The sequence below is a fragment of the Luteimonas galliterrae genome, from assembly GCF_023374055.1.
Classification (GTDB): domain Bacteria; phylum Pseudomonadota; class Gammaproteobacteria; order Xanthomonadales; family Xanthomonadaceae; genus Luteimonas_C; species Luteimonas_C galliterrae.
This window is the reverse complement of sequence record NZ_JAMBEP010000001.1, coordinates 43,840-56,872: the sequence shown is the minus strand read 5'-3', so window position 1 is coordinate 56,872 and position 13,033 is coordinate 43,840. Positions and strand designations below refer to the sequence as shown.

Sequence of the window (13,033 nt, the reverse complement as noted above, 5' to 3'; positions counted from 1 at the left end):
CGGGATGCGCCGGCACCGCTAGCGCTCGAATTTCGCGGACAGGATGATCGACGACGTGGTCCGCTCCACCCCATCGATGGCGCCGATGCGGTCGGTGAGTTCGTCCATGTCCTCCACGCTCGGCACCACGCCCAATGCGATCAGGTCGAAGGGCCCACTGACCGAGTGCAGGGTCCGCACCGCCGGCATGGCGCGGAGCGCTTCGACGACCGACGCCATATGCCTGGGCAACACGGTGATCATGATGTGGGCGCGAATATGGCCGCGCTCGGCGGCCTCGGCGACTCGCACGGTGTAGCCGGCGATCACGCCGTCCCGTTCCAGCCGCTCGATGCGGCTTTGCACCGTGGTCCGCGACTGGTTCAGCCGACGCGCGATCTCGGCGGTGGAGGCGCGGGCGTTCTCGCGCAGGACCGTCAACAGCTGCTGGTCGGAGGCGGTGATCTTCATTTTGCCCAAACCTATGGTCAATTCGACGAAATATACTGGAATTTCGTCGAAATCGCGCTATTAATCGACGACGGACTCGCCAATAATGGCTTTTTTAAGCCCTTGCAGGAGATTCCGATGGCCCTGACCGACGCCCTCGCGCCGCTGCGCGCGCATACCGGCAAGCGCCGCACCCAGGGCCTGGACGACGCCACCATCGCCCGCTACGCCGCTGCGCATCCGCAGCTGGGCGAGGCGATCGAAGCCGCCGTCGCCGAATACGCGCGCGTCCGCGCCGAATTCCCCGAGCTGCTGAACCTGGACGAAGACGCCCAGGTGCAGGCGCTGCAGGACGGCTTCGTCAATTTCTATCCGCAGGATGCGGTGAATCCCTACGTCGCCCTCGCCGCGCGCGGCTCGTGGGTGGTCACGCTCAACGGCGCGGTGATCTACGACTGCGGCGGCTACGGCATGCTCGGTTTCGGCCATGCGCCGCAGAAGGTCATGGACGCGATGGCCAAGCCGCAGGTGATGGCCAACATCATGACGCCGAACCTCTCGCAGCTGCGTTTCGTGCGCGCGATGCGCGCGGCGATCGGGCAGGATCGCGGCGGTTGCCCGTACGCGAAGTTCCTGTGCCTGAACTCCGGCTCCGAGGCCGTCGGCCTGGCCGCGCGCATCGCCGACGTCAACACCAAGTTGATGACCGATCCGGGCGCGCGCCACGCCGGCCGCAAGGTGAAGCGTTTGGTGGTCAAGGGCAGCTTCCACGGCCGCACCGACCGTCCGGCGCTGTATTCGGACAGCAGCCGCAAGACCTATATGCAGCACCTGGCCAGCTTCCGCGGCGAGGACTCGGTGATCGCGATCGAACCCTACGACATCGATGCGCTGAAGAAGGTATTCGCCGACGCCGAGGCCAACGGCTGGTTCGTCGAAGCGATGTTCCTGGAACCGGTGATGGGCGAAGGCGACCCGGGCCGCAGCGTGCCGCCAGCGTTCTACGCCGCCGCGCGCGAGCTGACCAAGGCGCACGGTTCTCTGTTGCTGGTCGATTCGATCCAGGCCGGCCTGCGCGCGCAGGGCGTGCTGTCGATCGTCGATTATCCCGGCTTCGAAAAGCTCGAAGCGCCGGACATGGAAACCTATTCGAAGGCGCTGAACGCGGCGCAGTACCCGCTGTCGGTGCTGGCCGTCACCGAGCACGCCGCCGGCCTGTACCGCAGCGGCGTGTACGGCAACACCATGACCGCCAACCCGCGCGCGCTCGACGTCGGTTGCGCCGTGCTGGAAATGCTGACGCCGGAACTGCGCGACAACATCCGCGCCCGCGGCCGCGAAGCGGTCGAAAAATTGGAGAAGCTCAAGGGCGAGCTCGGCGGCCTGATCACCAAGGTCCAAGGCACCGGCCTGCTGTTCTCCTGCGAACTCGACCCGCGCTTCAAGGGCTACGGCACCGGCTCCAGCGAGGAGTGGCTGCGCGAGCACGGCCTGGGCGTGATCCACGGCGGCGCCAATTCGCTGCGCTTCACCCCGCACTTCGCGGTGGAGAGCGACGAGATCGATCTGATCGTGGCTATGGTGAAGCGAGCGATGCAAGAAGGTCCGCGGCAGCAGGAAGCAGCAGCGGCCTAATGTTCGTCTCCCTCCTTGAAAAAAGGAGGGCTAGGAGGATTTGCGCTCGCCTTTGCTTTTTTGTAGGAGCGGCTTTAGCCGCGAGCTCTTGATTTGTACGCCTTGACGCGAAAAGCTCGCGGCTAAAGCCGCTCCTACAAAGGCCAATCCCATGAAACTCGTCGAAGTCCGCCACCCGCTGGTGCAGCACAAGCTCGGCCTGATGCGCCGCGCCGACAACAGCACCAAGACCTTCCGCGAGCTGTCGGCGGAAGTGGCGACGCTGCTCACTTACGAAGCGACCGCCGATCTGGAAACCGAAGACGCGCAGGTCGAAGGCTGGGCCGGACCGGTATCGGTGCGCCGGATTAAGGGACGCAAGATCACGCTCGTGCCGATCCTGCGCGCGGGCCTGGGCATGTTGCCGGGCGTTTTGGAACTGATTCCGGCCGCGAAGGTCAGTGTGGTGGGCATCCGCCGCGACGAGTCCACCCTGGCGCCGCTGCCCTATTACGAAAACCTGGTGGGCGGCATGCAGGACCGCATCGCGCTGATCCTGGACCCGATGCTGGCCACGGGCGGCACGCTGATCGCCACCGTCGACATGCTCAAGGCCGCAGGCGCGGCACGCATCAAAGGCTTGTTCCTGGTGGCCGCACCGGAAGGCCTCAAGGCGCTGGAAGCCGCGCATCCCGATGTCGAGGTCTATACCGCGTCGATCGATGAGCGCCTCAACGAGAAAGGCTACATCCTGCCGGGCCTGGGCGACGCCGGCGACAAGATCTTCGGCACCCGTGTCGTCTGATCCGCTTTTGTAGGTGCGAATTCATTCGCACGCTTTCGCTTTTCGTAGGAGCGGCTTTAGCCGCGAGCTCTTCCCACAACCATTCGCGCAAGAATGAGCTCGCGGCTAAAGCCGCTCCTACGAAGAGCCATCGCAAGAGCAAAAAAGCGTGCGAATGAATTCGCACCTACGAAAAGCAGTCAGCGCCGGCGGTTGCGTATCACCGAGACGATCACCAGGATCACCAGCGCAAAAATACCAGCGCCGATCAGCCAGCCGAGGACGCCCTTGCTGACCGACGAAGCCGGCATGCCCGCCTGCGCGGCCGGCTGCGCATCGGCGGCGTGAGGCTGCAATTTCCATATGCCGTCCTGCAACGCGACCTTTCCGTCCAGCGACGGCAACGTCAGTTCGCGCCAGGTCACGCGCAGATCGCCGATCTGCGGATCGAGCGGGTTTTCGGCGCTGCCCAGACCGTCGCCTTCCGGCTGGAACGTCGCCGATAGATTGCCCGGCAATGCGGAAAAATTCGGGCGGAATTCGCGCCATTCGCCGAGGCGCGCGACGACTTCCGGATCGAGCGGCCGGCCGTCGAGCGTGATCGCGTCGGCCAGGACGCGTCGGCCGGCCAGCGGCAGCGTCGGCGGATTGTCGTGTCCCGGCGCGAACGCGGCCGATGCGATCGGCGTCGCGCTCCACACCTTTTCGTAACCCTGCCCCGCGACGCGCCACTGGTACATCTCTACGCGCCGCTCCAGCCCAAAGCGGCGCGTCACCACGCCGAACTCGGCGTCGCGCGGCGATTTTTCGGTTTGCGGCAATCCGACGGGCGCTTCCTGTGCGGACACCGCGCCGGCCAACAGCACCAGCCAGGCTGCGAGGTATCGCCTCATGCCATCAGGGCCCGCGCGTGCAGTTCGCCGACCTCGTGCGCGGTGCCGTACCTGCCCTTGTCGTCGCGCACCACTTGCGCCAGCGCGCAATCCGGATCGTGGGTGAAGAACAGATGCACGTTGCGCGCCAGCTTGTCGGCCAGGAAATCGCGCTTCTCGTCGATCAGCAGTTCGGGATTGCGGTCGTAGCCCATCGTGATCGGCACGTGCACCCAGGGGCGGCCCGGGATCAGGTCGGCGCAGAACACCACGCCGCCGTGAGGCACGCCGCGGACGTTCTCCGGGCCGACGATCTCGGCCAGCATCAGTCCCGGCGTATGGCCGTCGCTGTAATGGAAGCGCACGCTGTGCCCGAGCGCGCGCGAATGGTCGCTGTCGACGATTTCCAGCCGGCCGCTGGCCTGCAGCAGATCGGGCAATTCGGGAATGAAGCTGGCGCGGTCGCGCGGGTGCGGGTCGCGGGCGCGATCCCAGCAGGCGGCGCTGACCAGGAACGTCGCATTCGGGAACAACAGCTCCGGCGCGCGACCTTCGCTCCACGGCGCGAGCAGGCCGCCGGCATGGTCGAAATGCAGGTGGCTCAGCACCACCACGTCGATGTCTTCGTGCTCGAAGCCTGCCGCGCGCAGCGAATCGAGCAGCACGTGCCGCTCTTCGACCACGCCGTAACGCTCGCGCAGCTTGGGTTCGAAGAATGCGCCGATGCCTGATTCGAACAGCACGGTCTTGCCGTTGAGCGGACTGGCGAGCAAAGCGCGGCAGGCCAGCGGCACGCGGTTGAGATCGTCCGGCGGCAGCCACTTGGACCAGACCGCGCGCGGCGCATTGCCGAACATGGCGCCGCCGTCCAGCTTCTGGGAATTGCCGAGCAGGGACCAGAGTTTCATGACGCCGATTCTAGCGCCTGCCCGCGTTAACCACGGGCATCGCGCGCGTTATTCAGCGTTCTGGCGGTTCGCCGAGAAATAGAACACGAAGGCGCCGGCGCTGTCCTTCATGGCCTTGACCGGAATCGGCGCCAGCGCGCCGTCGCCGACCGCGCCTTCGCCGGTGACGTCGGCCTCGCCTTCGATCAGCCGCAGGCGGCTGCCGCGCCAACCCTTGACGGTGATCTTGCCGCGCTGGCCAGCCGGCAGGCGCAGCACGGCCTGCACGTCTTTCGGGTTGACGATGTTGCGGCCGCCGGTGTCGTCCAGCCCGTCCTGCTGGAACACGAACAGCGGCTGGCCGTCGGCTTCCACCGCGAAACGCCAATCGGTGGTGCCGATCGAACCGTCGTGCTCCACCGCGATGCGGTCCAGCTGCAACTCCACCTTGTCCGACGGCAACGGCGGCAGCGCCTTGGTCGCCACCGCGGTCTGTTCTTTCTGCTCCGCGGCAACGACGGGCTTGTCGGTGGCCTTGTCGCCGCGCAGGTTCACGTAGACCGCGGTCAGCGATGCGATCAGCGCCGCGGTCCCGGTCAGGATCGCCGGGAGCAGATGCGCGATCGGTTTTTTATCGTTGTCCGCCATCGACGCTGCGCCTTTGCCCTGGAGCGGAGCTTGCTCCGCTGCTCTCGATTCTAGAATGACGGTGCCGTGTTAAAGCAAAAACAGCGGAGCAAGCTCCGCTCTACAGAGCATGCCTCACTTGGCCGCGGCAGTGCCCATTCGCATCACCTCGCCCCGCCCGACCGGATTGCGCGGATCGCTGCCGGTGGACAGGGTGCCGGCCTTGCGGTCCCACAGCACCGTCTGCAGATTGCCCCAGACGTGGCTGGAGCCGCGCCCGCCTGCCGCTTCGTCCGCCGGCAGATCCAGACCATGCCCCATGGCTTTTAGTTCCGCGGCCACCTGGGGCGCGATGGCGCCGGTTTCGGCCTGGATCCGGTCCGGCATCCACTGGTGGTGGTAGCGCGGCAAGGCCGCCACCGCCTGCGCGTCCAGGCCGGCGTCGTAACCGAGCACGCCCAGCAGCACCATGGTGATGATGCGGCTGCCGCCCGGCGTGCCGAGCACGGCCACGCGGTCGGGCGATTCCATGAAGGTCGGCGTCATCGAACTGAGCATGCGCTTGCCCGGCTTCGGCGCATTCGCGTCGTAGCCCATCACGCCGAACGCGTTGGGCGTGCCGGGCTTGAGCGCGAAATCGTCCATCTCGTCGTTGAGCAGCACGCCCGTGCCGGGCGGGATCAGGCCCGAGCCGAACGTCAGGTTGACCGTCTGCGTCGCCGCGACCCGGTTGCCGTCGGCGTCGATGATCGAGAAGTGCGTGGTCTCGTCGTCTTCCAGCGGCGTCTCTTCCCCGGACAGCAGATCGCTCGGCGTGGCCTTCTGCGGATGGATGGTGGCGCGCAGGCCGGCGGCATAACCGGGGCTGGTCAGCGTCGCGGCCGGGATCTTTACGAAATCCGGATCGCCCAGATAGAAAGTGCGATCGCGGAACGCGCGGCGCATCGACTCGACCACCAGATGGATACGATGCGCCGGATCGAGCTTGGACAGATCCCATCCTTCGAGTATCTGCAGCATCTCGGCAAGCGCGATGCCGCCGGAGGACGGCGGCGGCGCGGTGACGATGCGCCAACCGCGATATTCGACGCTGACCGGCTCGCGCTCGCGCACGCGATAGCCGGCCAGCTCCTGCGCGGTCCAGCGTCCGCCCTCGGCTTTCACGCCGGCGAGCAGCTTGTCGGCGATATCGCCGCGATAAAAACCGTCGAAGCCTTTCGCGGCGAGCGTTTCCAGCGTATTCGCCAGATCGGGTTGCTTGAAGATTTCGCCTTCCTTCAGCGGCGCGCCGCTGGCGAGGAACACCGCACGCGTGCCGGGATAGCGCTCCATCACGGCCCGGCGCGAGGCGTAGCCGCGCACGAGGCGGGCATAGATCGGGAAACCTTCGCGCGCCAGCTTGATCGCCGGCGCCAGCGTGGTCTTCAGCGGCAGTTTTCCGTACTTGTCGGCGAGATGGACGAAGGCGGCCGGCAGGCCGGGAATGCCGGCCGACCAGGGGCCGTTCTCGGCGCGGTCGCGGTTGAATTCGCCGTTTTCCAGCAGGTATTCCGCGGGCGTCGCCGCCGCCGGCGCGGTCTCGCGCGCATCGACGAACACATCCTTGCCGGTCTTGGCGTCGTGCAGCAGGAAGAAGCCGCCGCCGCCCAGGCCGCTGCTGATCGGTTCGACGACCGACAGGGCCGCCGACGTCGCCACTGCCGCATCGAAGGCGTTGCCGCCTTCGCGCAGCATCTGCATGCCGGCTTCCGTGGCGAGCGCGTGGGCGCTGGCGATCGCGGCGCCGGGTGGGTGCGAAGGCGTTTGCCGACGTGCGTCAGCCAGCGCCGCCGGTGAAAGCAACAGACTGGCGATCAATACGAGGCTTGCCGAACTCGCATGCCATCGCTTTTCAGCCGTCATTCCCGCGAAGGCGGGAATCCAGTGTCTTTTACGCAGTTTCCGATCGCTGCGGAAACGGCAAAGTCGCTGGATTCCCGCCTTCGCGGGAATGACGGCTAAAAGCAATGCCTTCGCCTTCGTGGAAATGGCGGCTAAAAATCGGTTGTTCAAATCTGCGACTCCTGTTCGAGCCGGCGCAGCTTCGCCAGCAGGTCGGATTCGGTTTCGGGAAAGGCCGGATCGGGATCGATGCATTCGACCGGGCACACCACCACGCACTGCGGTTCGTCGAAATGGCCGACGCATTCGGTGCACCGCGCCGGATCGATCACGTAAATGGTTTCGCCCTGCGAGATCGCCTTGTTGGGACAGACCGGTTCGCAGACATCGCAGTTGACGCAAAGCTCGTTGATCTTGAGTGACATGTCCTGCTGGTAGAACTTGTGGGAGCGGCTTCAGCCGCGAGCTTTTCGAGCAGCAGTGGTTATCGGAAAAGCTCGCGGCTGAAGCCGCTCCCACAAAACGCAAGGCGTGGCGGCTGTTACCGCCCTCGCCCTTACTTCGTCTGCACGAAAACGTAGTCTACGCCGGCCGGCGTTACCGCCGCCTTGACGCGCTCGTTGTCGGCGGCGGCGCCGACGAACACGACTTTGACGCCCTTCATCGAGCCGGGCTGGATGCCCTGGAACGACTCGATGACCGCATCGGCCATCTGCGCCGACGACGGCGAACCGAACACGAGCATATTGCCCTCGAGGATGCCACGGGCCACATCGCCCTTCATCTTCTCCAGTTGCCGCTCGTATTCGCCGGCGAAATCCGGCGACGACGCATCGGGCAGGAAGTAGGCGTACGGGGCGCTGGTGACGCCATCCATGTTCCGCTTGGCGACGTCCTTGATGTACTCCTGCCAGGCTTTCCTGTCGCCGGTGGTGGGCACGGCGACGGGCGCGGCGACCGCTTCCTTGGGCGCTTCTTCCTTCTTGCACGCCGCGAACGGCAGCACCAGGCAGGCGATCAGCATCAGGCGGGTGGTGATTTTCATGGTATTCCCCCAGGTGACGGTCATTTATTAACGGTGCGCTGCCATTCGGCCTGCAGCGCTTTGGCCACCGCCGGCGGCACGAAAGCCGAAACGTCGCCGCCCAGGCGGGAGATTTCGCGCACCAGCGAAGAAGAGATGAAGCCGTATTGCTCGGCCGGCGTCAGGAACAGCGTTTCGACATCGGGAATCAGGTGGCGGTTCATGCTGGCCAACTGGAATTCGTATTCGAAATCCGACACCGCGCGCAGGCCGCGCAGCAGCACGCCGGCACCGAGTTCGGCCACGAAATGCGCCAGCAGCGAATTGAAGCCGCGCACCTCGACATTGGGAAACCGCGCCACCGACTCGCGCGCCAGGCCGACGCGCAATTCCAGCGGCAGGGCCGGCCCCTTGGCGGGGCTCTCGGCCACGCCGACGATCAGGCGCTCGAACAAGGGCGCGGCGCGATCGATCAGGTCGATGTGACCATTGGTGATCGGATCGAAGGTGCCGGGGTAGACCGCGATACGGGTACGCGCCATGCTCATTCGGTCACGCTCATTTATGCAAGGGTCGCCGGTGGGCCATCTATAACGGGGCCCAGTGTATCAGCGCCGTCCGCAACGCGCCGGTAGAGCGCGTAACGCACCTCGCGGGTGCGGCCTTCGCGGTGCGGCGTCCAATCCGATCCGGGCTCGATCGCCGCCTCGGCCGGCGACTCCAGATACAACCAGGCCTGCGGCGCCAGCCATGGCGCCAGCGCATCCACCGCGCCCTTCCACAGGTTGCCGGCGAAAGGCGGGTCGACGAAGACCACGTCGAAACGCCCGTGCAGCGGCGCGCGCAGGAAGGCCAGCGCATCGGCGCGGACGACCGTCGCCTCGTCTTCGGCATGCAAGCGCGCGATCGCGGCCTGCAGCGCGGCGGCGAGCTTGGGATCGCGCTCGACCAGCAAGGCTTCGCGCGCGCCGCGCGACAGCGATTCCAAGCCCAGCGCGCCGCTGCCGGCGAACAGGTCGAGCACGCGCGCGCCGGGCAGCGCCGGTTGCAGCCAGTTGAACAAGGTTTCGCGGACGCGGTCGGCGCTGGGACGCAGGCCGGCGGCGTCGGCCACTTCGAGCCGGGTGCCGCGCCAGCGGCCGCCGATGATCCTGACCTTGCCCGGCGGCCGGCCTTTGTCTGGCGGAGTTTTCATCGTGGGGCGTCGCCGGGCTTTGTTACCATGCGCGCATTCTCCGGAATTCCCGCGCAATGGTCAGTTTTTTCCGCCGCAAGAAGCCGGAACCGGCCGCAACCGAGCCGTCCGGGCATCCACCTGGCCAGGAACGCCCCACAACGGAAGAACTCGCCGCCGCCTTTCCGGCGGCGTCGCAACCGGCCGATTCCGGCCCGGACCCGGCGCCTGGCGCCGTCGCCCCGGCAGGCGCCGAATCGCCATCGCCCGCCGCGCCCGGCAAGCCCGGCTGGCGCGACCGGCTACGCGGCAGCGCCTTCGCTCGCAGCTTCGGCGGCCTGTTCTCGCGCAATCCCAAACTCGACGACGACCTGATCGACGAAATCGAAACGGCATTGCTGACCGCGGACGTCGGCGTCACCGCGACCGCGTCGCTGGTGGATTCTCTGCGCAAGCGGATGAAAGCGCGAGAATTCGCCGATGCGCGGGCCCTGCTCGCGGCCTTGCGCAACGATCTGATCGATTTGCTGCGTCCGGTGTCGCAACCCTTGTCGATCGGCGGACAAGAAAGACCTTTCGTCGTGCTCACCGTCGGCGTGAACGGCGTCGGCAAGACCACCACGATCGGCAAGCTCGCCAAGCGTTTCAAGGACGAAGGCCGCAGCCTGATGCTCGCCGCCGGCGACACCTTCCGCGCCGCCGCCGTGGCGCAATTGCAGGCCTGGGGCGAGCGCAACGGCGTGCCGGTGGTGGCGCAGGGACAGAACGCGGATGCCGCATCGGTCGCGTACGACGCGTTGCAGGCCGCCAAGTCGCGCGGCATCGAAGTGCTGATCGCCGACACCGCCGGCCGCCTGCACACGCAATCGGGATTGATGGACGAACTGGGCAAGATCCGCCGCGTGCTCGGCAAGCTCGACCCTACCGCGCCGCATGAGGTGCTGATGGTGATCGACGGCACCACCGGCCAGAACGCGCTGTCCCAGTTGCGCCTGTTCAACGCCGCCGTCGGCGTGACCGGCCTGGTGGTGACCAAGCTGGACGGCACCGCGAAAGGCGGCGTGGTGTTCGCGCTGGCGCGCGAGTTCGGCATCCCGATCCGCTACGCCGGCATCGGCGAACGCCCGGAAGACCTGCGCGTGTTCGACGCAGAAGCCTTCGTCGATGCGCTGCTGCCGGAATCGCTCGGCGCCTGATGCGGCGCTTCCGCGCCTCTAGAAGCCGTCATTCCCGCGAAAGCGGGAATCCAGCGACTTTGCTCCGCCATCGCTCTGTAGAGCAGAGCTTGCTCCGCTGCTCTTGCGGTAGTTTGTGCCGGCCTCCGGAGAAGATGGCGCCGTGAAAATCACCGGCCGCACTTGGCTCATCGCCGCCATGAGCGTGGTGCTGCTGAGCCTGCTCGCATTGCGTTGGTTCGCGCAGCCGGACAGGGTCGCTTCTCTCCTGCTCGCCCGCGCCGGCGCCGCCCTCGGCCTGGAAATCACCGCCAGCGGCGCCAGCGAATACCGCCTGCTCGGCACGCCGATGCTCGTCGTGCGCGATGTCGTCGCCAAACAACCCGGCGCCGCGACGCCGCTGCTTCGCGCCAAACGCATCTACCTCACCCTGCCCTGGTCCACGATCCGAGCCGGCGGCGCCGACCTGATCGTGGAGCGCATCGAACTGGACGCGCCGCAGCTGGACCTCCCCGCCCTGCTGCGCTGGCTGGCGACGCGGCCGCCGGGCGAAACCAAGATCCCCACGCTGACCGACGGCCTGCAGGTGGACGACGGACGCGTGACCGGAGACGGCTGGTCGATCGAATCCTTGGACTTGCAACTGCCCGCGTTGTATCCGCAACGCCGCGTGCATGCGCATGCGAGCGGACGCGTGCTCGCCGGCGGCACACGCCTGCCCTTCGATGTGCATGCGGTGCTGATCAAGCCCGAGATCGGCGCCGGCTTGGGTTTGGCCGGCCAGTTGTCGGTGGAATCAAGCGATTGGAAGCTGCCGATGAAACCCATTCTCGGCGGCCGTTTGCATTCCGATGCGGATGGCCTCGGTCTGGATCGCATGAAACTCGGCGCCACTGCACGTTACGTGTCCGGCGATACCGATCTGCCCTTCGCATTCGGGCTCGCCGGGCCGTTGCGCTATCGCGGAGGCGTGCTGGCCATCGCGCCAATCGGAAGCGTCGTGCACGGCGACGATCCCGTTCCCGAATTGGACGCGCATGGACGCATCGCGTACGGCAACGCGCTGTCGCTGCAACTGGCGGGAAAAATCGCTGCCTGGCCGTCGTCATGGCCGGCGCTGCCCGCGCCGATAGGCGCATCGCCGTCGCCGCTGCCGTTCTCGTTGAATTACGCCGGCAAACCGGACTTCAGCGACATCGCGGCGTTGAGCCTGCAGCGCGACCAAACGCACTTCGACGGCCGCTTCCGCTTGCCCGAAGTGACCGCATGGATCGATGCGGGCGCCGCAGGCTCGCCGTTGCCGCCGCTCGATGGGCGCATCGTCACGCCGGCATTGGAAGTTTCCGGCGCGCAGCTGCGAGGCGTCGAAATCGAAATGGACGATCCCGCCATCGCCGAGCCGCCCGTGCGATGAACACAGCCGCGGACGATTTCGCTTCGCGCCTGCTGGCCTGGTACGACCGCGCCGGCCGCCACGACCTGCCGTGGATGCATCCGCGTACGCCCTACCGCGTCTGGCTGTCGGAAATCATGCTCCAGCAGACGCAGGTGCAAACGGTGATGCCGTATTTCGAGCGCTTCGTCGCCGCGCTGCCGACCTTGCCGGCGCTGGCCGCGGCGTCGCAGGACGACGTGCTGGCGCTGTGGTCCGGACTCGGCTACTACGCTCGCGCGCGCAACCTGCATGCGGCGGCGAAACTCTGCGTCGAGCGCCACGACGGCGAGTTGCCGCGCGATCCCGATGCGCTCACCGCCCTGCCCGGCATCGGCCGCAGCACAGCGGGCGCGATCCTGGCGCAGGCTTGGGGCGATCGTTTCGCGATCCTGGACGGCAACGTCAAGCGCGTCCTCGCCCGCTTTCACGGCGTCGCCGGTTGGCCCGGCACGCCGGCCGTCGAAAAAGCGTTGTGGCTGCTGGCCGAATCGCACCTGCCGCACGAACGCCTGGCCGATTACACGCAAGCGCAGATGGATTTCGGCGCCACGCTGTGCACGCGCCACGATCCGGCTTGCGTGATCTGCCCGCTGCAGGCGGACTGCGTCGCGTTGCGCGACGGTCGCGTCGCCGAGCTGCCGACCGCCAAACCGAGCAAGCCCATCCCCGAACGGCATGCCTTGCTGCTGCTGGCCGAAGACGCCGGCCAGCGCGTGCTGCTGCAGAAACGTCCGCCGACCGGCATCTGGGCCTCGCTCTGGTCGCTGCCCGAAGCCGCGGACCACGAAACCGCGCGCGCCTGGTTCGCGAGCCATCTGCAGGGCGACTACGACCATGCCGAAGCGCTGGCGCCGATCGCGCACGCCTTCACCCATTACCACGTGCAATTGCAGCCGCTGCGTTGGCGCGGACTAGGCCTGTCCGCCGCCGTACGCGACAACGACGACCTTCGCTGGGTGGCCCGCGACGAGCTCGTTTCGCTGGGCATCCCAGCACCTGTCCGCAAATTGCTGTTAGCCGTCATTCCCGCCCGCTCTTCGTAGGAGCGGTTTTAGCCGCGAGCTCTTTCTCCAAGCTCGCGCGATCATGAAGGGAAGAGCTCGCGGCTAAAGCCGCTCCTACGAAAAGCCG

14 protein-coding genes are annotated in these 13,033 nt (G+C 66.8%); 5 read left to right on the top strand and 9 right to left on the bottom strand.

Annotation, left to right across the window (positions count from 1 at the left end):
- Positions 1 to 18 precede the first annotated feature (18 nt).
- Positions 19 to 450: an Lrp/AsnC family transcriptional regulator gene (locus M2650_RS00255; RefSeq protein ID WP_249469706.1), complete on the bottom strand. Its 432-nt coding sequence runs from the start codon at positions 448 to 450 to the stop codon at positions 19 to 21.
- Between the two features lie 117 nt (positions 451 to 567).
- On the opposite strand from M2650_RS00255, the gene M2650_RS00250 reads away from it, so the two are divergent.
- Positions 568 to 2,064, top strand: coding sequence for an aminotransferase class III-fold pyridoxal phosphate-dependent enzyme (locus M2650_RS00250; RefSeq protein WP_249469703.1), 1,497 nt, complete (start codon positions 568 to 570; stop codon positions 2,062 to 2,064).
- Between the two features lie 151 nt (positions 2,065 to 2,215).
- Positions 2,216 to 2,848, top strand: coding sequence for a uracil phosphoribosyltransferase (gene upp, locus M2650_RS00245; protein ID WP_249469700.1), 633 nt, complete (start codon positions 2,216 to 2,218; stop codon positions 2,846 to 2,848).
- 179 nt (positions 2,849 to 3,027) lie between these two features.
- Here the strand turns inward: upp and M2650_RS00240 are convergent, their stop codons facing one another.
- The 8 genes from M2650_RS00240 to rsmD form a co-directional block, all read right to left on the bottom strand.
- Entirely contained in the window at positions 3,028 to 3,720 is a 693-nt protein-coding gene (locus tag M2650_RS00240; RefSeq protein ID WP_249469697.1) for a TMEM43 family protein, read from the bottom strand.
- On the bottom strand, positions 3,717 to 4,607 hold the full coding sequence (locus M2650_RS00235; protein WP_249469695.1) for an MBL fold metallo-hydrolase: 891 nt from the start codon (positions 4,605 to 4,607) through the stop codon (positions 3,717 to 3,719). Before M2650_RS00235 ends, M2650_RS00240 begins: the two co-directional genes overlap by 4 nt.
- A gap of 48 nt (positions 4,608 to 4,655) precedes the next feature.
- Positions 4,656 to 5,234 (bottom strand): hypothetical protein, encoded by a 579-nt coding sequence (locus M2650_RS00230; RefSeq protein ID WP_249469692.1) that lies wholly within the window; start codon positions 5,232 to 5,234, stop codon positions 4,656 to 4,658.
- A gap of 114 nt (positions 5,235 to 5,348) precedes the next feature.
- Positions 5,349 to 7,115, bottom strand: a complete 1,767-nt coding sequence (ggt, locus tag M2650_RS00225; RefSeq protein WP_249469690.1) for a gamma-glutamyltransferase — start codon at positions 7,113 to 7,115, stop codon at positions 5,349 to 5,351.
- Between the two features lie 146 nt (positions 7,116 to 7,261).
- On the bottom strand, positions 7,262 to 7,519 hold the full coding sequence (locus M2650_RS00220; RefSeq protein ID WP_249469687.1) for a YfhL family 4Fe-4S dicluster ferredoxin: 258 nt from the start codon (positions 7,517 to 7,519) through the stop codon (positions 7,262 to 7,264).
- A gap of 131 nt (positions 7,520 to 7,650) precedes the next feature.
- Positions 7,651 to 8,139 carry a hypothetical protein gene (locus M2650_RS00215; protein WP_249469685.1) on the bottom strand — a complete coding sequence of 163 codons (489 nt, stop codon included), beginning with the start codon at positions 8,137 to 8,139 and terminating at the stop codon, positions 7,651 to 7,653.
- Between the two features lie 20 nt (positions 8,140 to 8,159).
- Positions 8,160 to 8,666, bottom strand: coding sequence for a pantetheine-phosphate adenylyltransferase (coaD, locus tag M2650_RS00210; RefSeq protein WP_249469682.1), 507 nt, complete (start codon positions 8,664 to 8,666; stop codon positions 8,160 to 8,162).
- A gap of 14 nt (positions 8,667 to 8,680) precedes the next feature.
- Positions 8,681 to 9,313 (bottom strand): 16S rRNA (guanine(966)-N(2))-methyltransferase RsmD, encoded by a 633-nt coding sequence (gene rsmD / locus M2650_RS00205; protein WP_249469679.1) that lies wholly within the window; start codon positions 9,311 to 9,313, stop codon positions 8,681 to 8,683.
- A 56-nt stretch (positions 9,314 to 9,369) separates the two neighbouring features.
- On the opposite strand from rsmD, the gene ftsY reads away from it, so the two are divergent.
- The 3 genes from ftsY (at position 9,370) to mutY (ending at position 12,945) form a co-directional block, all read left to right on the top strand.
- Entirely contained in the window at positions 9,370 to 10,488 is a 1,119-nt protein-coding gene (ftsY, locus tag M2650_RS00200) for a signal recognition particle-docking protein FtsY (RefSeq protein WP_249469676.1), read from the top strand.
- A gap of 142 nt (positions 10,489 to 10,630) precedes the next feature.
- The gene (locus tag M2650_RS00195) at positions 10,631 to 11,881 is read left to right on the top strand and encodes an AsmA family protein (RefSeq protein WP_249469672.1); all 1,251 of its coding nucleotides are present in this window, start codon (positions 10,631 to 10,633) and stop codon (positions 11,879 to 11,881) included.
- A complete protein-coding gene (gene mutY / locus M2650_RS00190) occupies positions 11,878 to 12,945 on the top strand; it encodes an A/G-specific adenine glycosylase (protein ID WP_249469670.1) in 1,068 nt (355 codons plus the stop codon). Before M2650_RS00195 ends, mutY begins: the two co-directional genes overlap by 4 nt.
- Positions 12,946 to 13,033: the final 88 nt, after the last annotated feature.